Genomic DNA, 24,665 nt, shown 5'->3' on the forward strand with positions numbered 1-24,665 from the left:
CTATTCCGCCTTGATGTTCGCCGCCGCGACCACCTCTGCGAGCTCCTTGGTCTCCTTGGCGATCTCCGCGGCGTAGTCGGCCGGGCTGAGCACGCTGACGACGCCTTGCGCGCCGAGCTTCTCCTCGGCCGAGGGATCCTTGGCGGCGGCGACGATCTCCCGGTGCAGGGTTTCCAGGATCGGCGCGGGTGTTGCCTTGGGCATGAAGAAGCCGACCCAGAACGAGATGTCGAATCCGGGATAGTCGGCTTCCGCCACGGTCGGCACGTCGGGCAGCGCCGGCAGCCGCTCGGCCGAGGACACTGCCAGCGCGCGCAGCTTGCCGGCCTTGACCAGCGGCACGGCGGAGAGCGGATCGAACACCGCCAGCACCTCCTGCGCGAGAATGCCGACCTCGGCGGCCGAGCCGCCGCGATAGGGCACATGGATCAGCTTGATGCCGGCTTTCTGGCTGAGCAGCTCCATGGCGAGATGGGCGAGATTGCCGTTGCCGCCGGAGCCGTAGGCGAGCGCGCCGGGCGCGGCCTTCGCCGCCGCGACGAGATCGGCCACCGACTTGACGTTCGCCGTCTTGGGATTCTCGGGGTTGACGACGAGGACGAGCGGCGCCGAGACCACCGTGGTGAGCGACGCAAAGTCGACTTGCGGATCGTAGCGGATGTCCTTGAACAGCGTCTTGTTCAGCGTGATCGTCGACGAGTTGCAGGCGAGCATGGTGTAGCCGTCCGCCTCGGCGCGCGCGACGGCTTCGGCCGCGATCATGCCGTTGGCGCCGGCGCGGTTCTCGACCACGAAGGGCTGGCCGAGCTTGTTGCTCAAGCGGTCGCCAATGATGCGCGCGACGACGTCGACCGGGCCGCCCGCACTGAAGCCGACCATGATCTTGACCGGCCGCGACGGATATTTCTGCGCGAGAGCCTCTGTCGCCGGCGCCAAGGCGCATAGAGCTGCGATGACTGCCAGCAGGCGGGCGGTTCGTTGCATTCGTTCTCTCCCAGACCTCTTGGCGTCGCTTGTGCATGCTTGTTGGTGCGACGCCGTAGAAGTCATGAATAGCGGCCGTGCCGGATTTCGCAATCGCGTTTGAGCGCCGGCATTCCGCCGCACGGCACGTGCGTGCCGCTTCCAATACAAAAGTGCGAAAACAACCCCATGCACAGTAGACCGCCCCTTTCAGAACAAAGGCTTGCGCAGGGCCGAGGAAATTTTTCGGATTTACGAAATAAATTCTGTCGCGTCGGGCAAAACAGTGCCATAATGCCATCATCGCAACAGTCGCGAGCGTCACGGCCTGCCGGTCCGGACCCGTGCCGACGCGGTTGCGTCTAAACCCTTCATCGACATTCCGAAATCCGCATTCGCGCGCAGCGGCGAACGGCCGTTCGCGCCTGCGCGCTCAAAGGACACATGCCCATGACGACAGCTCTCGAACGCCACATCCCCTCGCCGCTCGCGGCATCCGATCGCAGCGTCCCCGCCGCGACCCGCGCGTAAAACTCTACAAGCGGCGCATTGCGATCAGCCATCCCGACTCACAGGCCGGCGAGCGGCTGCTGGCCGAGGCGCTCGGCGCCCCGGATCGCGACGCGATGCACGGCATATTGAGGCAATTGGTCAAGGCCAGCGTGGTCGGGCAGAAGCCGGATGAGGCCAATCTCGCCTTCATGATCTCGACCATCAGGAGCATCGCGCCGAAGGATTCCATCGAGGCCTTGCTGGTCTCCCAGATGGTGTCGGTGCACATGGCGGCGATGCGCTGTGCCTGCCGTCTCGCCTGCACCGACGATCTGACGCAGCAGGAGGGCATCGCCCGCGCCTTGACCCGGCTCTCGCGCACCTTCGCCGCCCAGGTCGAAGCGCTGAACCGCCACCGCAACAGCGACGAGCGCGCGATCACGGTGCAAAACCTGTCGGTACAGGACGGCGGACGGGCGATCGTGGGCAACGTCACGCAGCATGCCAGCATGATCATTGCGGAGGCTGGCGCAATGGAGACGACTTCGAATGCAGAAACGGGCTCAGGCCGCGAGGTCCATACGAGTGGCGCCTGCGTATGACCGGCGATCACATCCGTCATACCGATGCAATGCAGTCGAGCCCGCGCTGCGGGGCGCAGACGCGCCGCGGTCTCGCGTGCCGCGCGCCAGCCGTGCACGGCAAGCGCCGCTGCCGCATGCATGGCGGCGCGCCAAGATCGGGCGCTCCGAAGGGCAACCGGAATGCATATCAACATGGAATGTGCACACCGGACGCCCGCGCCGAGCGACACCGGATGAAGGCCTTGCTGGAGGACGCTTGGAAGCTGCTGATCGAGTTGAAATAGATTGCGGCCCAGGAGCGACGCGGATGACGCCATTCCGGCGCGAGACATGACCTCAAGAAAACGAAGCTCTGATGGAGCCTTAAGTCAGAAAGCTCGGTGCCGCAGCCATAGAACTAGGGCCGTGTGCTCGCCGGAGCCACAGGGACAATCTGCAGCCCAGCTGCGTTCAGCGCTTCAGTGATTTGCTTGGCCAGCAGCTTGGCTTCCTCAGTGCCGATTTGAGCGTCGGGAAGCCGCTCGAAGAACGCACAAAGCGTCGTCGCTATGATGGTATTGACCTGGTGCGCATCAACCATTTGCTGCACGCGACATTAAGAATGACTTCACCGGCGCGGCGGTCGCCTGCCGGGCCGTGGCGGGTCATCGCAAGCCGAAGAACGAAAGAATGACGGCGATCACAACGATGAGCCCTATGAGGTAGATCAGACTGTTCATCGCAATTCTCCTTTCCCACGTGATGGGTTGGATTCATTCGAGGGTCGTCGCTGCGTCCCTGGCACTACCTTGCTGAACGGCCAGCTTTTCGAGCTCCACTTCCTTCTCGATGGCCGCCAGAGAGTTGCCGATCTTGTCGACGATCCTGACCAGATCGGCATTGGAGATGCGAAGCCGCCTGCGGACCGACTTGACCTGCTCAGCGTTCGCAAGATCGAGCGTCGTGCGAATGGGCCGTGGCGGTCTCGAGGACAGCATGATCAGGTCTCCCTAACCTAGGTAAGAGAGACGATGTCTCCTTTGTTCCTACGTTCGCCAACGGAAGCTCCCAAGAGCGAAGATGATGCAACCGTCGCGCGCACCGCGGAGACGCCCACAACACTTTATCCCCGCGGCGCAACGCCATGACTCCCTACCAGGCTGAGTGCCGTCTCGAAGGTGGTGCGTTGCAATGCGGCTAGCCTCTCGGCAATGTCATTGCTCTCAGTCCGAGGTCACATTCCGGCATGAGGGGGGCGCGCTGCCGCCATTGGCACCCGCCCCCTCAATCCTGTAACCCACCCTAAAACCTTCTCGGGATGGGACGCTCATGACCAATGCCGACGACGACGCGGGCACCGCCACCCGCGCGCTGATCTTCGCGCTGGTCGCGCTCGCCTGCGGCCACATGCTGTCGACCCTGCTGCGCACCATTCCGGCGGTGAGCCTCGACCTGATGGCGGCGGATTTCCACATCGAGCCGCAGGCGCTGGCGAGCCTCACGTCGGTCTACCACTTTGCCTTTGCAGCCTCGCAGATCCCGGTCGGCGCGGCGATGGACCGGTTCGGCGTGCGGCCGGTGTCGCTCGCCCTGCTGGCGGGAACCGTGTTCGGCGCGATGGCCTCGGGGTTTGCGACGGGGCCCGAGAGCTTCGCCGTCGGGCAACTGCTGCTCGGCGTCGCCACCTCGGGCATGCTGATGTGCCCGATGACGCTCGCAGCCAAGCAATTGTCGGCGGCGCGATTCGGATTGTGGTCGGGCGCCATCCTCTCGATCGGCAATATCGGCATGCTGCTGTCGGCGAGCCCGCTCGCTTTCGTGATCGATACTTACGGCTGGCGCGCCGGGTTCTGGATCTCCGCAATCGGCGGCATCCTCGTCGCGCTGGCGGTGTTCGTACTGGTGCCGCACCAGCCGGCCGAGCACAAGGACGAGTCCTCGCCGCTGTCGCAGATGATCGATGTGGTCAGGCTCGGCCTGTCACGGCCGCTGCGCGGCGTGATCGCGCTGGCGATGGTGTCGCTGGCGAGCACGCTGGTGCTGCGCGGCCTGTGGGGAGGACCCTGGCTGATGGAGATCAAGGGCCTGACGCGGATCGAGGCCGGCAACCAGCTCGGCGCGTTCACGCTGGCGATGATCGCAGGCCCGCTGCTCGTCGGCATGATCGACCGCAGGCTCGGCCGCCGCCGCGAGTTGGTCGCCGGCACGCATGCGATCGCGGCGCTACTGCTCGCGCTGATGGCGCTGGGAGCGCCGCACTTTGCCGTTGCATGGCTGTTCGGCGTGAACGTCATGCCGCCCTCCTACGATCTGGCATTGTTCGTGCTCATCGGGCTCTTCACCTCGGCGCAGCCGCTGCTGTTCGGCATGTCCAGGCAACTCGTCGATGCGCAGGTCGCCGGCAAGGCGCTTGCGGCCGTCAATCTCGCCTTCTTTCTCGGCACTGCGCTGATGCAATCCGTCACCGGCGCGGTGGCCGCACTCGCGGGGCTGCCGGCGGTGCTGCTGTTCATGGCGGCGGCACTGGCGGTCGGCGTGCTGATTTTCTTGATCTACACGCAGCGCGTCTGAGCCCCTTGCGAAATGCGGAAGCGCAGGAGATGCTGCGCCGCCATCCGCATCAGGGGAATTCGAGTCCATGCCCGTCGACACCAAAGCCGCCACCGATCGTCTCATGCGCTTCCTCACTGTCGAGGGCGTCACCGGACAGGAGGCGGCGATCGGGCGGGAGCTCACGGCTGCGCTGAAGGAGAGCGGCGTGCCGGCCAAGGCGATCCGGCTCGACGACGCCAACACGCGCATTCCGGTGCCGACCGAGACCGGCAACCTCATCGTCGACCTGCCCGGCCGCGGCGCGCTGCACAACCATCCACGCATCATGTTCATGACCCACATGGACACGGTGCCGCTGTGCGCCGGTGCCAAGCCAAAGTTGACGGGGCGCAAGATCGTCAACGACGCCAAGACCGCGCTCGGCGGCGACAATCGCTGCGGCTGCGGCGTGCTGGTGACGCTGGCGGCCGAGCTCGAAAAGCAGAAGCTCGATCATCCGCCGATCACGCTTCTGTTCTGCGTACGCGAGGAGAGCGGGCTCTACGGCGCGCGCCACGTCAAGCTCGACGAGCTCGGCAAGCCGGTGATGGCGTTCAACTATGACGGCGGCTCGGCCTCCAATGTCGTGATTGGGGCGGTCGGCGCCGACCGCTGGACCGTCGAAATCTTCGGCCGCGCCTCGCATGCCGGCGTCGCACCGGAGCGCGGCATCTCCTCGACCATGATCATGGCGCTCGCGCTTGCGGACGTGAAGGCCGGCGGCTGGTTCGGCAAGGTGGTGAAGGGCAAGAAGCAAGGCACCAGCAATGTCGGCCCGGTCACCGGCGGCGAAGGCCGCCCCGCGGGCGATGCCACCAACGTCGTCACCGACTACGTGCATGTGCGCGGCGAGAGCCGCAGCCATGACGGAAAATTCTTCAAGGAGATCACCAAGGCCTACAAGGCCGCGTTCGAGAAGGCGGCCAAGAAGGTCACCAACGCGCAAGGCAAGTCCGGCAAGGTCAAATTCAAGGCCGAGACCGACTATTATCCGTTCCGCATGAAGGAGAACCTGCCGGTGGTCAAACGCGCGATCGAGGCGGTGTCTGCCGTGGGCGGAACGGCGAACGTGCGCGCCGCCAATGGCGGCCTGGACGCCAACTGGATGGTCCGCCACGGCGTTCCGACCGTGACCTTCGGTGCTGGCCAGAACGAGGCGCACACGGTCGACGAATGGATCAATCTCGACGAATACGACCGCGCCTGCGCGCTGGCGGTGCAGCTGGCGACGATGCGGTGAGATGGCAAACGGCACGTCATAGCGCTTTAACACGGCTCTGGTCTAACGGGTCGATCGCGGCTTCCGTGAAGTCCGCGCCTGTCCCGTGCTGCCCATCGATGGCGAGCACCGTCACGCGGTTCCTCGGCCGCAATCAAACCGAGTCAGGAGCAAACCTCCGCCATCAACTCCAAGTAGATTCAGATCCAAGCGTGACCGCAGTGCGTCTCGCCGAGACCTCCGCTGTTTTCAGAGTCACGTGACTGATATGAAATGGGAGTGATGCGCCATGCGCACGATGCCGAACGACACCCTGATTCTCACCTTTCCGGACTTCAGCCAAACCGCGACCATCGTCGGGGATCCCAACTTCCCGATCGACGGCTGGGGCGGGAACGACACGGTGACGGCAACCATCCTCAACGCGGACGTGTTCGTTACGCTGATCGGCGAAGACACGGTCATGCAGGGCAATTCCCACGGCGGCAACGACACGCTCACGGCGAACGTGGATTATCCCTTCAGCGGCGCCACCATTATGGGCGACGCCGAGACCATGTTGGGCAATGCTGCAGGCGGCAGCGACACGCTCACCGCCGACGCCGGCGGCAATTTCCGCTCCAACATCTCCATTTACGGAGATGCCGGAGGCGACATGTCGGGCAACACGCAAGGCGGCAATGACACGCTGACAGGCGTGACCGGTGGGCGGGCCTTCGAGAACGTGTTCAGTGGCGATGCCGGGGGATCCATGAGCGACAACGCGCATGGCGGCAACGACACGCTGAACGTATTCGAATATGCATACGAAAGCACGGCGACCCTCAGTGGGGATGCCATCGGTGCCATGACCGGCAATACAATCGGTGGCAACGACGACCTCACGCTCGGCATCAGCAGTGGCATGGCGATCGGAGGTGGAACGCTGGCCGGCGATTCGCTCACGTCATTGACCGACAATGCCCAGGGTGGCAACGATACCCTGACCTTCGTGACGAATGGCGGCGAGCCGCCGCCGGCCGTCTACGGCTCCCAGCTGATTGGCGACGCCATGAACATGTCCGGCAGTGCGCGTGGCGGCAATGACATCCTCAATGGCGGAGAGTTCACTGATCATCTCTACGGCGATGCGCGGACTTATGCGCCATCTACCCCTGGCTCTATCACTGGCGGCACGGACACGCTCAACGGCGGCGCGGGTAATGATCAGCTGTGGGGCGGGCCGAACAACGATGTCTTCGTCTTCACGGCCGGCTCCGGCAACGACGTCATCAACGACTTCAATCAAGGCAACATGGCGGTCGGCAGCACCGCGGGGGAACTCGACGTGATCAACCTGCACGACTACGGTTTTGCCGACTGGGCGACCCTGTCCGGCCTCATCAGCGATGACAGCTCGGGCAATGCGGTGATTCACCTCACTGCCAATGACACCATCACCCTGAGCGGAGTGCATGCGGCCTCGCTGGAGGCGACGGACTTCATAGTCTAGCGTAAGGTGGGTTAGCCCCGCGGATTGCGCGAAGCGCAAACCGCTAGGCGTAACCCACCACTGTTCGTATCCGCAGAGACAGAAGAGGTGGGTTACGCCAGCGGACTGCGCTTCGCGCATCCGCTAGCTAACCCACCCTACGAAGAAGAAGAACCAAAGACAGGGAGGCACCATGCCGCGCATCGCAAACATCGAGACCGGGCTCTACCGGATCCCCCTCCCCATCACGCTGTCGGACTCCACGCATGGCGACATGACGGCGTTCGAGCTGCTCACCTGCCGCATCCGCGATGCCGATGGCGCCGAGGGCGTCGGCTACACCTATACGGTCGGGCGCAACGGCGGGGCTGTGGCCGACATTCTCAAGCGCGAGATCCCGCCGCTGGTCGAAGGACGCGAGGCCGACGATACCGAGGCGATCTGGCATCATGTCTGGTGGGGGCTGCATTATGGCGGGCGCGGCGGGCCGGCGGTGCTGGCGCTCTCGGCACTCGACATCGCGCTGTGGGATCTGAAGGCGCGGCGCGCCAAGCTGCCGCTGTACCGCCTGCTCGGCGGCTTCGATGCGCATGTGCCGTGCTACGCCGGCGGCATCGACCTCGATCTCTCCGTCGATGCGCTCTTGAAGCAGACCGACGGCAATCTCGCCAAGGGATTCCGCGCCATCAAGATGAAGGTCGGCCGGCCCGACCTCAAGTCCGATGTCGCGCGCATCTCCGCGATGCGGCAGCATCTCGGCGACGGCTTTCCGCTGATGGCGGATGCCAACATGAAATGGACGGTCGAGGAGGCGATCCGCGCCGCGCGTGCTTTCGTTCCTTTCGACCTCACCTGGCTGGAGGAGCCGATCATCCCCGACGACGTCGCGGGCCATGTGCGTATCATGCAGGCGGGCGGCGTGCCGATCGCGGCGGGCGAGAATCTGCGCTCGCTGTGGGAGTTCAAGAACTACATCGCCAGTGGCGCGGTGTCCTACCCGGAGCCCGACGTCACCAATTGCGGCGGCGTTTCCGCCTTCATGAAGATCGCGCGGCTGGCGGAAGCGTTCAACCTGCCCGTCACCAGCCACGGCGCGCACGACATCACCGTGCATCTGCTCGCGGCCTGCCCGAACCGATCCTATCTGGAGGCGCACGGCTTCGGGCTCGACAAGTATCTCGAGCATCCGCTGGTGCTGAAGGACGGGCTGGCGCTGGCGCCCGATCGGCCGGGTCACGGGATTGGGTTCGATTGGAAGGGGCTGGCGAAGCTGGCGTAACACCTATTGCTCGTCATTCCGGGGCGCGACGAAGTCGCGAACCCGGAATCTATTGGGCCGCGGAGCTCGCTGCACGATGGATTCCGGGTTCGCGCCAAGAGGCGCGCCCCGGAATGACGGAAAAAGCGCACATTGCTGCACGCGAGGCATTCCAAGGCGCAGGGTGCATGGCGGTGATAATCCTTTATGGTGACGGCAACCGACACCTTGCGAAAGGCCCCTGCCTTGTCCCCCGAACTGCACCAGAAACTGACCGCGTGGCGCCGGCATCTCCACGCCCACCCGGAGCTGTCGCTCCAGGAGAAAGAGACCTCTGCCTTCGTGCAGGACAAGCTCACCGAGCTCGGCATTCCCTTCGAGGCTGGAATCGGCGGCCACGGCATCGTCGCGACCTTGAGGCGCGGCCATGCGCAAAGGCGGGTTGGCCTGCGCGCCGACATGGATGCGCTGCCGATCACCGAGGACACCGGGCTGCCCTATGCTTCAAAGTCATCCGGCGTGATGCATGCGTGCGGCCATGACGGCCATACCGCCTCGCTCCTGGGCGCCGCGGCGCTGCTCGCCACTGATACCGATTGGAGCGGCACGGTCGATTTCATCTTCCAGCCGGCCGAGGAAGGCTTTGGCGGCTCGCGGGCGATGGTCGCGGCCGGACTGTTCGATCGCTTTCCGATGGAGCGGATATTCGGCTTCCACAACTGGCCGGGCCTTGCCGCCGGCACCATCGCCGTGCACGACGGCGTCGTGATGGCCTCCGGCGGGCGCATCACCATCAATATCGAGGGCCATGCCGGGCACGCCGGTATGCCGCATCTGACGCGTGATCCCGTGGTGGCGGCCGGGCACCTCATCGTCGCGCTGCAATCGGTCACCTCGCGCGGCGTCGATCCGCTCGACACCGCCGTGCTGTCGCTGTGTACGATCGAAGGCGGCACCGCGCCGAACCAGATCGCCGGACGCGTCACCATCCGCGGCACGCTGCGCTACCACCGCGAAGTGGTCAAGGACGTCATCCTCGATGGCATCACGCGTACCTGCGCCGGGATCGCGACCAGCTTCGGCGTCAAGGTCACGCCCGAGATCGTCTGGGGCGTTGGCGTGGTGATCAACACGCCTGATGAGGCTGACCTCGCGCGCATCGCCGCGGAGAAGGTGCAGGCACCGGTACGGCGCGATCTCGCGCCCAGCATGGCCGGCGAGGATTTCGCCCATTATCTGCAGCAGCGGCCCGGCGCCTTCGTCTGGATCGGCAATGGCGAGTTGCGCGACGGCGCCGAGCTGCACGGCCCGCGCTACGATTTCAACGACGCGATCCTGCCCGTCGCCTCGCGCTGGATGGCCGAAGTCGCCAAGGCGGCGCTGGCGACGAATTAACTCAGGAGATTTCGCGCGGCAGCTTCCAGTCCGGCCGCGGCGCGAACGTCTCCTCCGTCTCTTCGATGCGCTCGACGTGATAGCCGGCCGGCAGAATGTGGCCGCCCTCCTCGTCCGCAATGGGGACGTCCGTGACGAGGCCCTCGATCAAGGCAGCTTCCCACACTTCCTTCTCGGTCGGAAAGGGATTGCCGATCTGCTTGTTGCCTTCAAACAGCGCGTACATCGGTTCCGGTCCTCGCGTTCACGCTCACGAGAAACGTATCGGCCGCACGGACGTTCCCTCCGGCAAATGGCAACGGATGGTACGTAAAACATGGCGCGCGTTCTGATCGGAACTTCGGGCTGGCACTACGCTTCCTGGCGCGGCCCGTTCTTCCCCGAGGGCGTGACGCTGAAGCAGCAGCTCAGCTACTATGCCGGGCAGTTCGACACCACGGAGCTGAACGGGGTGTTCTACCGCACGCCAACGCCGGAGGCGGTGACGGGATGGCGGGAGCAGACCGGCCGCGATTTCGTGTTCGCCTGGAAGGCGTCGAAATTCATCACGCACTGGAAGCGCCTGTCGGAGCGCTCCGTCAACAGCCTCGAGCTGCTGGAGGACCGCATCTCCAGGCTCGGCGGCAAGGCCGGCCCGATCCTGTTCCAGCTGCCGCCGCAATTCGAGGCGAATGCGGACCGGCTCGCCTCGTTCTTCAAGCTGCTGTCGCGGAAACGCCGCTACAGTTTCGAATTTCGTCATCCGAGCTGGTATCAGCCGCGCATCCTGCGCATGCTGGCTGAGGAGAACATCTCGCTGTGCCTGTCCGATCATCACGACGCGCCGGCGCCGTGGAAGCGCACAGCGGATTTCGTCTATGTGCGCGGACACGGGCCAAGCGGGCGCTATCACGGGCACTATACCAAACCCACGCTGGCGCAATGGGCCAAGCGCATCAAGTCGTGGAAGCGGCAGGGCTGCGACGTCTATGTCTATTTCGACAACGACCAGAAGAGCGCAGCACCCGCCGATGCAAAGGCGTTGAAGCAGCTGCTGTGAGTTAGATGATGCCGCTCTGCCGAAGCGCCGCGATCTCGTCCGCATCGTAGCCGAGATCGGCGAGGACGTGGTCGGTGTGCTCGCCGAGCGTCGGCGGACGGTGCGCGATCTCGCCCGGCGTTTCCGACAGCCGCACCGCGGCGCGGGCAACCGGTGCCTGTTTCGGCAGGCCCGGATAGTCGACGTCCTGCATGAAGCCGGCCGCGCGGATGTGCGGATGATCCAGCGCCTGTTGCGGCGAGAGCACGGGGCCGGTCGGAATCATCGCGTCGCCTAGCGTGTCGACGGCCTCCTGCGTGGTGCGCTCGGCACACCAGCGCGCCATCCGCTCGCTGATGATGCGGCCGTTATTGCCGCGGCTGATGTCGTCGGCAAAGCGCGGATCGTTCAGCCACACCTCCTCCTCGCCCATCAGCCTCGCCCAGCGCTTGAACAGCGGATGACCGGTGACCTGGCACAGCACCCAGCCGTCCCTCGTGCGGTAAATGTCGGCGGGCGCAGCGGTCTGGCCGAGATTGCCGGTCGGCACGCGGTTGACGTCGATAACGGCCTGCTCGATCAGCGTGGCATTGGTGAAGGACAAAGCGGTTGCGAGCAGCGCACCCTCGACGATCTGCCCCCGCCCAGACTTGCCGCGCTCGATCAGGGCGGCGAGCGTGCCGAACGCGCAGTGCAGCGCAGTGCCGAAATCGACCCAGTTCACCGCGGCGCGGTACGGCGGATCCCCGGCGCCGGTCATGTACACCGAGCCCGACATCACCTGGCCGACGCCGTCGAAGCCGACGCGGTCGGACCACGGGCCCGGCCCGCCGAACGCGGTCGCCGTGGTCAGGATGATGTCCGGCTTGATCGCCTTCAGCGATTCGTAGTCGAGCTTCATCGCGCGCAGGGTCTGCGGCGGCAGATTGGCGACCACGACGTCCGCGGTCGCGATCAGGCGGCGCATCACCTCCTGGCCTTCCGCCTTCATTGGATCGAGTGTGATGCCCTTCTTGTTGCGGTTGATCTGGAGGAACAGCGCGCCCTCGCCGCCTTCGCCCACCGGCGCGACGAACCGATCCTCGCTGCCGTCGCGCTTCTCGACCCGGATGACCTCGGCCCCGAACTCGGCCAGCAAGGTCGCGCAATAGGGCCCGGCGATATAGCGCCCGAAATCGAGCACGCGCACGCCCTCCAGAACTCCTCCCATCGGCTTCTTCCCTGTTGTTCCAAGGAGATTACAGGGACTGGCTGCCACGGCAAGATCAAGACAGGCATGGGCCGGCCCTCATGTATGACGGCGCGGATTCAGGTCTTGCGACAAAGGAGCAGGGGAGCAGGCGCCAGGAACGATTCGAGCATCGGAGGCTTGGTTTTTTTAGTCTAAACAAGGAGAACCCGATGAAAAAACTAGCGACGATTGCGACTGCTGCTGCGTTGGCTGTGACTTCCACGATTGCTTTGGCCCAAGGTGGCGGCGGCGCCGGGAGCGCGGGCGTTGATCGGACCAATAACAGCATGGCGAATGACGCTGGCAAGGGCGGCCCCAAGACGACGACCGGCGCCGGCAAGACGTCCGGCAGCAAAGTCAAAAGCTCCACCGATCACGGAGAAAAGACCGGGGAAAAACTGCGGGGCCAATAACGGGCAATCCGCAGAAGAAGAGACCGCTCCAGGGCGGCCTCCTCCGATGTGCTTCCGATCACGGTTAGGTGACGACGCGGGAGGAGTATCCCTCCAAAGAACTAGCCGCCGAGAGGCGGCTAGTTCTTGACCTTGTATTTTTCTTATTTCTTCAGGGCGTCAGCCGCACCTCGCATCGCATGGCACGGGGCCGGCGAAAGCATTCGACGGCCGGAATCTATGCTTTAAGATGCACGCGTTTATCCCCCAGCGAGAAGTGCACACCCATGCCGCAGCAATTCGATCGATCCGCAGAAGATCTCGGCAACGCAATCCATTTCGAGCACGTCAACATCCAGGTCCCGGACCAGCGCCTCGCCACGCTGTTCTACGTCGCCGGGCTCGGGCTCACCCGCGATCCCTATCTGATGGTGTCCGACACCAACATGTGGATCAATGCCGGGCGGAGCCAGTTTCATCTGCCGAGCGGCCGGCCGCAGGTGCTGCGCGGACACATTGGCCTGGTCATCGAAGGCCGCGAGGCGCTGCTGGCGCGGCTTGCATCGGTCGCGAAGAAGCTCGAGGGCACGACGTTCGCGTTCAGGGAGCACAACGACCATGTCGAGGCGGTTTGCCCCTGGGGTAACCGCGTGCGCTGCTACGAGCCCGACGCCGCGCGGTTCGGCCGGATCGCGCTCGGCATTCCCTATGTCGAGTTCGACGTGCCCATGAGATCGGCGGCCGGCATCTGCGCCTTCTATCCTGAAGTCATGGGCATGCCCGCGAGCTTGCAGAACGGCGCTGGCACTGTGGCCGCCGTGAAGACGGGCCGCAACCAGCATCTGCTGTTCCGCGAGACCGACCGGCCGCAGGCCGACTATGACGGCCACCACGTGCAGATGTACATCACCGACTTCTCCGGCCCCTACCGCAAGCTGCTTGCGCGCAAGCTGATCTCGCGCGAGGACAATCAATACCAGTACCGGTTCTGCGACATCGTCGACCTCGACAGCGGCAAGAAGCTGTTCACGGTCGAGCACGAGGTGCGCTCAGTGACCCATCCGATGTTCATGCGGCCGATGGTCAACCGCAATCCGGCGCTCAACAACCGCAATTACGCCTTCGGCCACGACGAGTCGGCTTGGGCGATGGGGCCGGATCAGTACGAGGGGTAGTCCTCGCGCGGCGCTTCCGTGCGCTTCACGCTACGGCAGATTGTCCCGCAGGAAAATGTCGATGCGGATGCGCTCCTGGTCGGGGCTGATCGGCTCGCCAGAACAATGCGCGAGCAGGACTCGCGCCGCAGACCGCGCCTCATGGCCGGCATCCTGGTTGATGACGGCGTCGAGCGTGCCGCGCACCAGGAACCGCCTGGTGTGCTCGGTCAGCTCATGGGTGATCCAGACCACCTCGCGCGCGCGGCCCGAGGCCTCGAGCGCATCGGCGATGCCGCGGTTTCCGGCGCCGCAACAATAGATGCCGCGGAGGTCGGCATGGCGGGCGAGCAGCGCGGCCGTAAGGTCCCGCGTGCGGTCGCTGTCGTCGCGCCCCTCGATGACAGGCAGTGCGGACAGGCTCGCATACTCGCTCGACAGGATCTGGTGGAAGCCGAACTGCCGTTCGGTGTGGTCGCGCAGCGACAACGATCCCGCAATCACGGCGACGGTGCCCTCGCGCCCGGCAAGGAAGCGTCCCATCAGCGTGGCGGCCGTGCGGCCCGCGGCTGGATTGTCGATCCCGACATAATGCACCCGGGACGAACTCGGCGCGTCCGACACCAGGGTGACCACGGCAACCCCGCGCGCGACGAGCTCGTCGATCGCGGCGCGCACCCGGGGATGATCGAGCGCGATGACGGCGACGCCCTGATAGGCCGGCGAGAGGTTCTCCAGCGCTCGGGCAAGGACATCGGGGTCGAACACGTCGACATGGTGGATGTCGATGAAGCCGCGATGGCCGGCGAGCCAGTCCGCGGTGCGCGCGACCTGCTCGCTGAGGTTGGTCATGAAGCTGTTGCTGCCGGTCGGCAGCACGAAAGCGAAGCGGAAGGTCTGCCCGCGGGCGAGCCGCGCCGCGGCAACATCGGCGCGATAGCCGAGCTTTGCCACGGCGGCCTCGACGCGCGCGACGGTCTTGGCGCGGACACCCTCGCGCCGGTTGACGACGCGATCGACGGTGGCGAGCGAAACGCCCGCCGCGCGCGCGACGTCCTCGAGCGTGGCCCGAAGCACCGGCTGGGTCGCGCCTTCAGTCATTCGCGCGCGGCCCATAGCATGCCGCGGGTCATCAACGTCCGGATCTCCGGCACGTCAAGCTCGTAGGCGCGGTGGCCCAGCGAGGAATAGAATACCCTCCCGGCGCCATAGCGCTTCTTCCACACCACCGGCATCACCACGCCCTCGATCCAGGGCGCGTGCTCACCGGTGAAGGTCGTCGTTGCCAGGACCTCGATGGCGGGATCGACATGCATGTAATATTGCTCAGACCGATGCTCGAAGCTCTTCAGACCCGTCATGATCGGATCGTCCGGCTTCGTCAAGTCGACCTTGTAGTCGATGATGTTGCCGGGATGGGCGACCCACTGCCCGCCGCACAGGAATTGGTAATCGACCGATTCGCGGAAAGCATCGCACATGCCGCCATGGTGGCCGGCAAGCCCGACGCCGCTGCGCACCGCATCGCAGAGGTTGAGCGCTTCCGCCTTCTCGATCTTCGACATCGTGTAGATCGGTATGATCAGCGACAGATCGTGGATCGCGGGATCGGCAAAGGCTGCCGTCGTGGTTTCGATCCGCACCTCGAAGCCTTCCGCCTTCAGCCAGCCGCGGATCATCGACGCGCAGAGATCGGGATCGTGTCCCGGCCAGCCGCCCCATACAATCATTGCCTTGCGCATGGTCATACCCTCAATCGATCTGTCCGGTTTCGCGTCCCGCCGGCAGCATCGCCGGCCGCTCGACGCGGCTCTCGATCTTGACGCGGCGGCCCTCGTCGGCGGAAGTCTGGAACGCCTCCATCACCTCCAGCACGTGGAGGGCGAGCGCGCCGCTGGCGCGATGCGGCCGGTCGTTCAGGATCGCGCCAGCCATGTCGGCGACGCCGATCGAGCGGAACTCGCCCTCGACGTGGCCGTGCGTCAGCGGCATCGCCTCCCATTCGCCGCCGGTCTTCGCCACCTGCACCTCGCCGCCGAAGCGATTTGGATCCGGCACCAGCATGCTGCCCTTGTCGCCGTAGATCTCGATCGGCGCATGCCGATGTTTCGGCACGTCGAAGCTCATCGTGATCGACACGACGGCGCCGCTTTCGAACTCCAGCGTCCCGGCGACATGGGTCGGGACCTCGACCGGAATCAGCGCGCCGTTCATCGGCTGGCTGGTCACGAGGCGCTCGGTCTTGGGGCGCGCGGTCGAGCCCATCACGCTGGCGACCGGGCCGAGCAATTGCACGAGATCGGTGATGTAATACGGCCCCATGTCGAGCATCGGCCCGCCGCCGCGCAGGTAATAGAAGCCAGGCGCCGGATGCCAGCGCTCGTGGCCGGGGCAGCCGAAGAAAACGCTGCCCGCGACGGGCGTGCCGATCGCGCCGTCGTCGATCAGCTTGCGCGCGGTCTGATGGCCGCCGCCAAGGAACGTGTCGGGCGCGCAGCCGACGCGCAGGTTCTTCTGCGCGGCAAGCTCCATGACCTTGCGCGCCTCAGTGACATTGATGCCGAGCGGCTTCTCCGAGTGAACGTGCTTGCCGGCGTTCAGCACCGCCAAACTGACATCGGTGTGGGCGAGCGGCACCGTGAGATTGACGATGATTTCGACGTCGTCTCGCTTCAACAATTGGTCGACCCGCATTCCCGGCAAGCCGAAGGCCGCGCCCTGGCGTTCCGCAATCTCGCTGCGCATGTCGGCGAGCGCCCTGACCTCCATGACCGGAAAGCGCTGGGCCGCCTTGAGATAGGCGGTGCTGATCACCCCGCAGCCGATGATTCCGATGCCGACTTTTCTCATGTTATCTCCTCAGAATACGGCTCATCCCTTGACCGCGCCCGCGGTGAGGCCGGCCACGATGTGCTTCTGCGCCAGCAGGAACAGAATGATCGTGGGCAGGATGGTGAGTGTGATGAAGGCCAGGATCAGGTGCCATTCGGACGAGTATTCGCCCTGGTAGACCATGATGCCGAGCGGCCAGGGATACAGCGCGTCGGTGTTCAGCATCACCAGCGGCAGCAGATAGGCGTTCCAGCTGTTGACGAAGGTGATGGTGCCGACCGTCGCCAGGATCGGACGCGACAAGGGCAGCGTCACATAGCGGAAGAACTTGATGTAGCTGCAGCCGTCGACCAGCGCCGCCTCGAGCAGCTCATAGGGGATGTCCTTGAAGAAACGGCGTAGCAGCAGCACGCTCATGGCGAGGCTGAACGCCACCTGCGGCAGCGCGACGCCGAAATAGGTATCGAGCAGGCCGAGATCGCGCACCTTGATGAACAGAGGCAGCACGGCGGTCGCGGCGGGGAACAGCAGGCCCAGCGTCAGATAGCTGAGCAGCATCGATGAGCCGAAGAACCGGACATGGGCGAAGGTGAACGCGGCCATCGAAGCCGTGATCAGGGTCAGCGCCACCGCCAGCGTCGAGATGACAAGCGAATTACGCAGTAGCTGCCAGTAGCGCGCCGAGAACAGGATGTCGGCGTAGTTCTGCCACTCCCATTGTGCGGGCAGGCCGAATGGATTGACACGGAGCTCGCCGAGCGACTTGAAGCCGCCGAGCAAGGTCGCGAGCAGCGGCACCAGGACGAAGATCGCGACCAAGCCGAGGAACAGCGCCTTGAACAGCGCTGCGGGATCGAATGCGCTTCTAGCCCCGGCACTATTCATCGCGCATGAACCATCGCTTGTAGGTGAAGGCAAAGGTCACGCAGATCGCGAACAGGATGACGCCGATGGCGCTGCCATAGCCGACCCGCATGCGCGAGATGCCGTTGTTGTAGAGAAAGCTCACCAACGTGTTGGAGGAATCGGCCGGCCCGCCGCGCGTCAGCGGCATGACGAGATCGAACAGCTGCAGCGATCCGATGATGGCGAAGAACACCGACAGGCGGATCGTCGGATAGAGCAAGGGGATCACGACGTGGCGCAGCGTCTGCGTCCGCGTCGCGCCGTCGATACGGGCGGCCTCGACCAGGTTCTTGTCGAGGCTCTGGAGCGCGGCGATGAACAGCATCATGTGGAAGCCGAAATATTTCCAGACCACCACGATCAGCACCGCCAGCATCGCCGTGTCGGTCGAGGCCAGGAGATGCGGAGGCTCGGCGCCGAACGTGCGCCAGATCGAGGCGACGAGGCCGTAATCGCCGTCATAGACGAAGCTGAAGATCAGCCCCGTCGCGATCTCGGCGAGGATATAGGGCATGAAGAACAGCATGCGCAGCGCCACGGCGCCGCGAAACTTTTCGGCCAGCATCAATGCCAGGGTCAGCGCGAGCGGCAGCTGGACGGCGAGCGAGACCGCAATGATCAGCCCGTTGTTGCGCAGCGCGAGCCAGAAGGCCCGCGTCTCCAGCACGAAGCGGTAATTGTCGAGGCCGATCCAGTTGGTCGGCCTGCCGAACCCGTTCCAGTTGAAGGCGGAGTACCAGGCGGCCTCGCCGATCGGCAGCACCACGAACAGCGTGAACAGCAGCAGCGCGGGCGGCAGGAACAGGATCAGGACGGTGAAGCGGCCATCCCAGCCGGGGCCACGAACCGCGCCACGAATCCCGACCTGGGGGGCCGCCTCACCGGCGACGCCGATCGGCGACGACATCGCGATCCGTCGCGCCACCGGTCAGTTACCCTGCTTGTACGCCGCTTCGATGGCTTTCGCTGCGTTCTGCGGGCTCATGCTGCCGCCGGCGATCTCGGCCGTGACGTCGTTGACGACGCGACCGACCGAGGGGCCAAGGCTCTGATCATAGAAGTTCTGGTGATAGTTGGACTTCGCCAGATTGGCCGCGATCTGCTTCATGAAGGCGCTGTTGAGACCGGCTTCGCCGCCCTTGGCGACGGGAACGATGAAGTTGCCGGCGGCAAGCCGCGCCTGCACGTCCTTGGAGATGAAGAACTTGAGGAAGTCGGTGGCTTCCTTGGGCGCCCCCTTGGTGATCAACCAGCCGGTGATGCCGCCGAGCGTGTCTGACGGCTCGCCCTTGCCGCCGGGTACGACCGGAAAATCGAACCAGCCAAGCTTGTCGTCGCCGAGACCGACCTTGTCGGCGGCAAGCGCGCGCTGGGTGTGATAGAAGGACGAGATGGCCAGGATCATCGCGGCCTTGCCGTCGCCGAAATAGCCGACGGCCTGCGGATTCTTGAAGCCGAGGAAGCCGTTCTGGAAGGGCTGGAGATCGACCAGCTGCTTGAACAGCTCGCCGGATTTCTGAAAGGTTTCGCCGGCGAACCCGCCATTCTCACCCTTCAGTGCTGCATCGAAGGCCGGCTTGCCGCCGATGCGCACTGCGAGATGCGTCCAGTAAAAATGCAGCGGCCATTTATCGGCACCGCCAACCACAATCGGCGTCACGCCCGCGGCCCTCAGCGTTTTCACTGCGCCGAGCAGATCGTCCCATGTCTTGATCTTGCTCGCGTCGACATTGCCCTTGGCCATCAAGTCCTTGTTGTAGAGGAAGCCGACCTGCGAGAGCGCGGTCGGCAGGCCATAGACCTTGCCGTTGCTGGTGAAAGCCGCGAGCGCTGCCGGTGCGATCGTGTCGCTGTAGCCGCCGCTTTTCACGGAATCGGTGATGTCTGCCAGGACGCCGGCCTCGATCTGGGTCTTCAGCACTCCGCCGGCCCAGCTATAGATGATGTGCGGCCGATCCTTGGATTGCAGGATGGTCGGCAGCTTGGCCTTGTAGGCCTCGTTCTCGAGGAACTGCATCTCGACCTTCACACCTGGGTGCGACGCCTCATAGCTGCGTGCGACCTCCTCCCAGATCTTCACCTGGGCCGGGTTGACCTCGATGTGCAGCCATTTGACCGTGGTGTCGGCTGACGCGGAACTGGCCCAAAGCAGGCATGCGACAGCAGCGAGTCCCAGTTTCCCGAGCAATCTCATCACATCCTCCCGACCGTCTTTATTCTTTGGCGCAATCCTGCCCTCAATTTTTGAGGTGCGCAACACAAATTCTGATCTATGCACCTCACCAATGGAATGGCTATGGTTTGCGAAAGAGTCGACGCGGCCTGCCGCGCCGGCCGCAACAAACGAGGTGCCCATGGCTGCGATCTATTCCGACCTCGCCGGCAAGGTCGTACTCGTCACCGGCGGCGCAGCCGGAATCGGCGCTGCGATCGTGCGGCGCTTTGCGGAGCAGAAATCCAAGGTCGTGTTCTTCGACATCAAGGTCGAGGAGGGACAGCGCCTGGCGCGCGAGCTGTCCGAGCAGGGATTGGCTGCGCATTTCCAGCATGTCGATCTCACCGACATACCCGCGCTGCGTGCCGGCGTCGCCGAGGCACGCAAGGCTCATGGCCCGATCAACATCCTGATCAACAATGCCGCTCATGACGAGCGGCACAACACCGAGGAGATGACGCCGGACTATTGGGACGACCGCATCGCGGTGAACCTGAAGCACCAGTTCTTCGCATCTCAGGCCGTGTTGCCGGACATGAAGGCGGCCAATGCCGGCGCCATCGTCAATTTCGGCTCGGTGTCGTGGATCGCAGGACAAGGCGGCATGGCCGCCTACACCGCGAGCAAGTCAGGCGTGATCGGGCTGACGCGCTCGCTGGCGCGCGACTACGGCCCCTACAACATCCGCGTCAATGCGATCGCGCCAGGCTGGATCATGACCGAGCGGCAGCTCGAGAAATGGATGACGCCGGCCGGCGAGATCGAGCTGCAGCAGCGACAATGCCTGAAGCGCCGGCTCATGCCGGACGAGGTTGCGAAGTTCACCGTCTTCCTCGCCTCCGACGAGGCCTCCGCCTGCACCGCCCAGCACTACATCGTCGATGGCGGCTGGGTCTGAGATGCCCTAGGGATCAGTCGGAAGATCCGATCCGGACGCGGCCGGGCGGAGCTCACGCGGTCAAGGCCGCGATGGATCGAGCCGGTCGCCGAGACCGGCTGGCGCCGTGGTCGCGCGAGGCCGACCGATGCCCTCGCTCAAGGTCTTGCCGCTGGCGACATTGACGAAGTGCAGCGAGGCGCAAGCGGGACACCGGACCGGGACGTGCGTGTCCGCGGCGTCGGAGCCTGTGCCGGGAATCCAGTGCTGCACGTTCATGCCCGTGCGGGGGCATTTGAAGATGACGTTGCGCTCCATGCTGGAGATATGCGCCCGGCGCGGCGACCTGGAAATTGCGGTCCAATACTTACGCAGATGTCCTGAACGGATTGACGCGAGCAGCGGTGAAGACATCGCGCAGCGCTTGTAAGCGGCTTGCCGATCGAGAAGCGTTCGGTCAAATACCGCCGCCTCCCTTGAGCTGGATCAAGACATGTTTGCGACGCCGACGATAGTCTTGTGTCGGCATCGGGAACGCTTTTTCGAGGTCCCCTTTGCCGGAGCGAGCGACGTTTGGATTTCGAGGCCTTTCCGGCGCCGCTTTCACGGAGAGTGCAGAAGACCGCGAACATGGAGCAGGCCGGAGAGCGGCTCCGCCGAAGAGTTCGATGGAACGAAGATCGGCAGCGCGGGTTTGCTGGACGAGTTCAGACCCTGGATGGAAGAGCCACGCGAACAATCGGCCTCGGCGCTCCCATCGAGCCCGAGGCCGGTTTTCGTCGAAGGTAGTGCATGGTCTGGACAAGGGAGGACGCCGATCAGGAGAACCGACATGCTTGCCGACATTGACACCGACGATCTCACCGAGGTCGTGCGCTACGCCCTGGAGACGACCCGCGCGACGACGGCCTGCCCGTTCCATCGGGACGTGATCGTCCGCATCGGCGATGACGCCGCCGAGAGTCACGCCTTCGAGCGCGCCAAGCGAATCGTCAGATGCGACGGCGCCGAATGGAACAAGGAGGCTCTCAGGGCCGAGCTCGGCCGCCAGCTCGGCGCAGCCGCCGACGGCCGCTGCCCGAAGTGCGATCCGACCGCCTCGTGCACCTAGCGCGCCGCGATTTGCAAAATGTTGCGGCGCCACGCGTCGGCGACGAGCCATGCAGATCGACCCGCTCCGGCGACTTAACTTGTGTGAAGGCCGCAGATGGAATTGGCACCTAGCCTGAACGACGCGCGTCGTGCATCAGAGGTCAGACTTCCCGTGAAAGTGACAAAGCCGATCGCCTCGATCATGCGCGGGAGTTCCAAGACGGATCCTCCGTCGCCGGATGGGAACGACGAATGTCAGCTGCCGCCATCGGCCGAGAGGCGTCAGGTCGTCGATGAGTACGCCGAAAACTTGCGGAAGATCATCCGAAGACTGCTTGGAAGGCTGAACTGACAGCGCTTGCGGTCGTCCTTGAGCGCTTTGCGGCAAGGGATCAACTTGTCCGGCCCTTTGGCGTGCGATCGTGCTGCCGGTTCGCCTTTCCGGGCGAGCCCTACGGCCAAGCCCCGCCGCCCCGACGGGGCAAGGGTGATACGAGCTTGCCCATTGTCTCAATGACAAGGAAGCCGCATGCCTCAGTGCACCCCAACACCGAGCAGGCGCTCGACCATCTTGGGGTCGTCGCGCAAGTGCGAGCATTCACCACTCCAGACCGCTTTGCCGCGTTCAACCACCATGACATGATCGGCAAAGCGCAGCGCTCGTTCGATCTGCTGCTCGACCAAAACGATGGTCATTTCACCAGAACTCGCCAGCGCGGTGATGATTTCCATGATCTGATCGCAGATCACCGGCGCGAGCCCCTCGAGCGGCTCATCCAAGAGGAGAACTGAAGGCCTTCCCAGCAGCGTCCTGGCGAGCGAGAGCATCTGCTGCTCGCCGCCCGATAATTGCGTCCCGAAATGGCGTCGACGTTCGGCCAACCTCGGAAACATCACGTAGACCTCTTCAAGTGCCTCTCGACCTCGATCCTTGAGACCCGCGACCAGGTTTTCTTCCACCGTCAGCGACCGAAATATGTCGCGTGTCTGCGGTACGTAACCGAGACCTCGTTGAGCGCGTGTCGATGCCTTGGTATCCGTGAGATCAGCCTCGCCCAGGAATACTTTTCCCCCATGATGGGTCGTCAGACCCATCAGCGATGCGAGCAAGGTCGTCTTGCCGGCTCCGTTTCGACCAAGGACGCTGAGACGGCCTCCTGGCAAGACCTCGAACGACATGTGATCGATGATACGGGTGGGGCCATACCCGGCACTGAGACCTTTGACTTCAAGACGCGTGGCGGGCATCTGCGTAGCTACCTAGATAAGCTCGACGGACTTCCTGATGGTGCGTGACTTCTGCCGGATCGCCCTGGAAGATCAGCTTTCCGTTGGCGAGAACGAGCACACGGCGGGCAAATTTGAACACCAGGTCCATGTCATGCTCGATCATCAAGACCGCGATATCAGATGGCAATCTGTCGATCGCCTCGATGATCTTGGAGGACTCCTCTGACGGAACCCCTGCCGCGGGCTCGTCCAGGAGCAGGACCTTCGGCTCGAGAGCAAGCCCGATTGCCAGGTCAAGAAGGCGCTGCTGACCGTACGCCAGTTGCGAGACCTGCCTGTCGGCCAGATGGGCGATACCGAGCGTTCCAAGGGCCCGCTCCCACTCCCGACGAACGTCCGGCCGATCCATCGGGGAGGAAAACATGCTTCTCGTGAGCCCCTTTCGTTGCATCACGGCGAGCGCGACGTTTTGTGCGACCGTCAGGCTCTTGAAGAGCCTCGTGATCTGAAAGGTCCGGATCAAGCCGGCGTCGACGCGATCGGAAATCGGTAGTGCGGTCACATCAACCCCGGCGAGGTGGACGGCGCCCTGTGAAGGGGTCAAGTCGCCGGAGATGACGTTGACGAGCGTGGTTTTGCCGGCGCCGTTCGGGCCAATCAACGCGACCCTTTCTCCCTTCCCGATACTGAAGGAAATATCATCGTTGACCCGCATCCCGCCGAAGGACATCGAAACGTTTCGCAGTTCGAGCAGCGGCCGGCTCACGGGCGCCTCCTCATCACCGAGGCGGTGCGACCAGCAAGCAAGCCTCCAAGGGACACCAGGCCTTTCGGGGCGAACAAAACGACCGCGATCAGCAACGCACCGACCATGGTCATCCAATGGAATGGATTCGCAGCCGAGACGTAGTGCTCGAACACTTGAAAGACGATGGATCCGATCAGCGCGCCCCAGAGACTGCCTGCGCCACCCAGGACCAGCATGACGAGAGCTTCAGCCGACCGCTCAAATCCGATGCTATCCAGTCCCACGACGCCCGTATTGATGGCATTGAGAGCACCACCAATTCCGCCAACAACCCCCGACACGCCATACATCAGCACGAGCCGGGGATACACGCGGGCACCGATCATCCGAGCTCGCAGGCTGTCATCCTTGATTGCCTGACAAAGCAGGCCGAACGGAGAGTGCACGATTCGAAGCAGCACCACGAACACGACCATGAGCACCGCAACGGAGAACACGTAGCCGGTGCGACCGTACATGTCGAACGCGTAGACCCCGAAGACTCGTCCAGGCGAAATGCCGGACAATCCGTCGCTTCCGCCCGTCAGGCTGGACAGTTTGTTGGCCAGCGCCGCGACGAGCTGTCCGACGGCAATGGATAGCACAAGCTGGGGGAGACCCTTGAACCTCGTGACAAGGACGCCTGAGACCAGCCCCATCACGGCACCGGCCACCGCCCCCACGAGCAACAACAGCAGGGGGTCGGAATGTCCGGCAAGGCATGCGTTACCCACGACGTAGGCGCTCACACCGTAGATCGCAGCATGTCCAAGGGTGGCGACACCGCAATACCCCGTGACCAGATCGAGCGACAGCACCAGAAGCGTGATGCTGATCAGTCGCGTCAGAAACGCGAGGTCCTCCGGAAAGAGCGTGTAGCCGAGCACTCCGAGCGCCAGCGTGATTGCGACAGCGCGCAGCTCAAGCGGCACGGAAAAACGCGGCGGGCTCACGCCATCGACCATGGCTCGATCGGTC

At 64.2% G+C, this 24,665-nt stretch carries 26 protein-coding genes and 1 pseudogene; 12 read left to right on the forward strand and 15 right to left on the reverse strand.

Translation table 11 applies throughout. The features are described from left to right. Entirely contained in the window at positions 1 to 984 is a 984-nt protein-coding gene (locus tag ACTEK7_RS10715) for a Bug family tripartite tricarboxylate transporter substrate binding protein (protein ID WP_225146167.1), read from the reverse strand. A 429-nt stretch (positions 985 to 1,413) separates the two neighbouring features. On the opposite strand from ACTEK7_RS10715, the pseudogene ACTEK7_RS10720 reads away from it, so the two are divergent. Next, a pseudogene (locus ACTEK7_RS10720) lies at positions 1,414 to 2,057 on the forward strand (hypothetical protein). Continuing rightward, complete coding sequence (locus tag ACTEK7_RS10725) at positions 2,054 to 2,323, forward strand: HGGxSTG domain-containing protein (protein ID WP_036026046.1); 270 nt, start codon at positions 2,054 to 2,056, stop codon at positions 2,321 to 2,323. The pseudogene ACTEK7_RS10720 and the gene ACTEK7_RS10725 overlap by 4 nt, the downstream one beginning before the upstream one ends. Before the next feature lie 113 nt (positions 2,324 to 2,436). Here the strand turns inward: ACTEK7_RS10725 and ACTEK7_RS10730 are convergent, their stop codons facing one another. Continuing rightward, entirely contained in the window at positions 2,437 to 2,619 is a 183-nt protein-coding gene (locus ACTEK7_RS10730) for a hypothetical protein (RefSeq protein ID WP_036004233.1), read from the reverse strand. A gap of 172 nt (positions 2,620 to 2,791) precedes the next feature. Further along, a complete protein-coding gene (locus ACTEK7_RS10735) occupies positions 2,792 to 3,016 on the reverse strand; it encodes a DUF3606 domain-containing protein (protein ID WP_036026050.1) in 225 nt (74 codons plus the stop codon). A gap of 331 nt (positions 3,017 to 3,347) precedes the next feature. On the opposite strand from ACTEK7_RS10735, the gene ACTEK7_RS10740 reads away from it, so the two are divergent. From ACTEK7_RS10740 to ACTEK7_RS10760, 5 genes are all read left to right on the forward strand, one after another. Beyond that, positions 3,348 to 4,589, forward strand: coding sequence for an MFS transporter (locus ACTEK7_RS10740; protein ID WP_036026052.1), 1,242 nt, complete (start codon positions 3,348 to 3,350; stop codon positions 4,587 to 4,589). A 67-nt stretch (positions 4,590 to 4,656) separates the two neighbouring features. Beyond that, a complete protein-coding gene (locus tag ACTEK7_RS10745) occupies positions 4,657 to 5,850 on the forward strand; it encodes a M20/M25/M40 family metallo-hydrolase (protein ID WP_225146168.1) in 1,194 nt (397 codons plus the stop codon). A 268-nt stretch (positions 5,851 to 6,118) separates the two neighbouring features. Continuing rightward, positions 6,119 to 7,321, forward strand: coding sequence for a calcium-binding protein (locus ACTEK7_RS10750; protein WP_225146169.1), 1,203 nt, complete (start codon positions 6,119 to 6,121; stop codon positions 7,319 to 7,321). 172 nt (positions 7,322 to 7,493) lie between these two features. Next, the gene (locus ACTEK7_RS10755) at positions 7,494 to 8,579 is read left to right on the forward strand and encodes a mandelate racemase/muconate lactonizing enzyme family protein (protein WP_225146170.1); all 1,086 of its coding nucleotides are present in this window, start codon (positions 7,494 to 7,496) and stop codon (positions 8,577 to 8,579) included. A 225-nt stretch (positions 8,580 to 8,804) separates the two neighbouring features. Further along, positions 8,805 to 9,953: an amidohydrolase gene (locus ACTEK7_RS10760; RefSeq protein ID WP_225139665.1), complete on the forward strand. Its 1,149-nt coding sequence runs from the start codon at positions 8,805 to 8,807 to the stop codon at positions 9,951 to 9,953. 1 nt (position 9,954) lies between these two features. Here the strand turns inward: ACTEK7_RS10760 and ACTEK7_RS10765 are convergent, their stop codons facing one another. After that, positions 9,955 to 10,179, reverse strand: a complete 225-nt coding sequence (locus ACTEK7_RS10765) for a hypothetical protein (RefSeq protein WP_036026065.1) — start codon at positions 10,177 to 10,179, stop codon at positions 9,955 to 9,957. A gap of 90 nt (positions 10,180 to 10,269) precedes the next feature. Here ACTEK7_RS10765 and ACTEK7_RS10770 point away from each other — a divergent pair, with 90 nt between their 5' ends. Further along, positions 10,270 to 10,992 carry a DUF72 domain-containing protein gene (locus ACTEK7_RS10770; protein ID WP_225127512.1) on the forward strand — a complete coding sequence of 241 codons (723 nt, stop codon included), beginning with the start codon at positions 10,270 to 10,272 and terminating at the stop codon, positions 10,990 to 10,992. 1 nt (position 10,993) lies between these two features. Here the strand turns inward: ACTEK7_RS10770 and ACTEK7_RS10775 are convergent, their stop codons facing one another. Further along, positions 10,994 to 12,181 carry a CaiB/BaiF CoA transferase family protein gene (locus tag ACTEK7_RS10775; RefSeq protein ID WP_225146171.1) on the reverse strand — a complete coding sequence of 396 codons (1,188 nt, stop codon included), beginning with the start codon at positions 12,179 to 12,181 and terminating at the stop codon, positions 10,994 to 10,996. 191 nt (positions 12,182 to 12,372) lie between these two features. On the opposite strand from ACTEK7_RS10775, the gene ACTEK7_RS10780 reads away from it, so the two are divergent. Together ACTEK7_RS10780 and ACTEK7_RS10785 are read left to right on the forward strand one after the other, a co-directional pair. Then, a complete protein-coding gene (locus tag ACTEK7_RS10780) occupies positions 12,373 to 12,615 on the forward strand; it encodes a hypothetical protein (protein WP_156446846.1) in 243 nt (80 codons plus the stop codon). A 266-nt stretch (positions 12,616 to 12,881) separates the two neighbouring features. Continuing rightward, positions 12,882 to 13,769: a VOC family protein gene (locus ACTEK7_RS10785; protein ID WP_225146172.1), complete on the forward strand. Its 888-nt coding sequence runs from the start codon at positions 12,882 to 12,884 to the stop codon at positions 13,767 to 13,769. Positions 13,770 to 13,799: 30 nt separating this feature from the next. Here the strand turns inward: ACTEK7_RS10785 and ACTEK7_RS10790 are convergent, their stop codons facing one another. From ACTEK7_RS10790 to ACTEK7_RS10815, 6 genes are read right to left on the reverse strand one after another with little or no spacing between them, the layout of a single operon-like run. Next, complete coding sequence (locus tag ACTEK7_RS10790) at positions 13,800 to 14,849, reverse strand: LacI family DNA-binding transcriptional regulator (RefSeq protein WP_225146173.1); 1,050 nt, start codon at positions 14,847 to 14,849, stop codon at positions 13,800 to 13,802. Next, entirely contained in the window at positions 14,846 to 15,490 is a 645-nt protein-coding gene (locus ACTEK7_RS10795; RefSeq protein ID WP_036004213.1) for a ThuA domain-containing protein, read from the reverse strand. Before ACTEK7_RS10795 ends, ACTEK7_RS10790 begins: the two co-directional genes overlap by 4 nt. A 10-nt stretch (positions 15,491 to 15,500) precedes the next feature. After that, complete coding sequence (locus tag ACTEK7_RS10800) at positions 15,501 to 16,598, reverse strand: Gfo/Idh/MocA family protein (RefSeq protein WP_225127516.1); 1,098 nt, start codon at positions 16,596 to 16,598, stop codon at positions 15,501 to 15,503. A gap of 21 nt (positions 16,599 to 16,619) precedes the next feature. Next, positions 16,620 to 17,465 carry a carbohydrate ABC transporter permease gene (locus ACTEK7_RS10805; RefSeq protein WP_225143611.1) on the reverse strand — a complete coding sequence of 282 codons (846 nt, stop codon included), beginning with the start codon at positions 17,463 to 17,465 and terminating at the stop codon, positions 16,620 to 16,622. Further along, a complete protein-coding gene (locus tag ACTEK7_RS10810; RefSeq protein ID WP_225143609.1) occupies positions 17,458 to 18,411 on the reverse strand; it encodes a carbohydrate ABC transporter permease in 954 nt (317 codons plus the stop codon). The genes ACTEK7_RS10805 and ACTEK7_RS10810 overlap by 8 nt, the downstream gene beginning before the upstream one ends. A 3-nt stretch (positions 18,412 to 18,414) precedes the next feature. Continuing rightward, positions 18,415 to 19,680 (reverse strand): extracellular solute-binding protein, encoded by a 1,266-nt coding sequence (locus ACTEK7_RS10815; protein WP_225146174.1) that lies wholly within the window; start codon positions 19,678 to 19,680, stop codon positions 18,415 to 18,417. 160 nt (positions 19,681 to 19,840) lie between these two features. Here ACTEK7_RS10815 and ACTEK7_RS10820 point away from each other — a divergent pair, with 160 nt between their 5' ends. Continuing rightward, the gene (locus ACTEK7_RS10820; RefSeq protein ID WP_057026998.1) at positions 19,841 to 20,599 is read left to right on the forward strand and encodes an SDR family NAD(P)-dependent oxidoreductase; all 759 of its coding nucleotides are present in this window, start codon (positions 19,841 to 19,843) and stop codon (positions 20,597 to 20,599) included. A gap of 60 nt (positions 20,600 to 20,659) precedes the next feature. On the opposite strand, the gene ACTEK7_RS10825 is transcribed toward ACTEK7_RS10820, so the two are convergent. Further along, on the reverse strand, positions 20,660 to 20,896 hold the full coding sequence (locus ACTEK7_RS10825) for a hypothetical protein (RefSeq protein ID WP_225143605.1): 237 nt from the start codon (positions 20,894 to 20,896) through the stop codon (positions 20,660 to 20,662). Positions 20,897 to 21,410: 514 nt separating this feature from the next. Here ACTEK7_RS10825 and ACTEK7_RS10830 point away from each other — a divergent pair. After that, complete coding sequence (locus tag ACTEK7_RS10830; protein ID WP_036026108.1) at positions 21,411 to 21,689, forward strand: hypothetical protein; 279 nt, start codon at positions 21,411 to 21,413, stop codon at positions 21,687 to 21,689. A 515-nt stretch (positions 21,690 to 22,204) separates the two neighbouring features. Here the strand turns inward: ACTEK7_RS10830 and ACTEK7_RS10835 are convergent. The 3 genes from ACTEK7_RS10835 to ACTEK7_RS10845 are packed head-to-tail and all read right to left on the reverse strand — an operon-like array spanning position 22,205 to position 24,652. After that, positions 22,205 to 22,918 (reverse strand): ABC transporter ATP-binding protein, encoded by a 714-nt coding sequence (locus ACTEK7_RS10835; RefSeq protein WP_225143603.1) that lies wholly within the window; start codon positions 22,916 to 22,918, stop codon positions 22,205 to 22,207. Continuing rightward, the gene (locus ACTEK7_RS10840; protein ID WP_225112739.1) at positions 22,899 to 23,630 is read right to left on the reverse strand and encodes an ABC transporter ATP-binding protein; all 732 of its coding nucleotides are present in this window, start codon (positions 23,628 to 23,630) and stop codon (positions 22,899 to 22,901) included. The genes ACTEK7_RS10835 and ACTEK7_RS10840 overlap by 20 nt, the downstream gene beginning before the upstream one ends. Before the next feature lie 32 nt (positions 23,631 to 23,662). Beyond that, the gene (locus tag ACTEK7_RS10845; RefSeq protein WP_109144604.1) at positions 23,663 to 24,652 is read right to left on the reverse strand and encodes a branched-chain amino acid ABC transporter permease; all 990 of its coding nucleotides are present in this window, start codon (positions 24,650 to 24,652) and stop codon (positions 23,663 to 23,665) included. Positions 24,653 to 24,665 lie beyond the last annotated feature (13 nt).

The organism is Bradyrhizobium sp. JHI2711 (assembly GCF_056156565.1).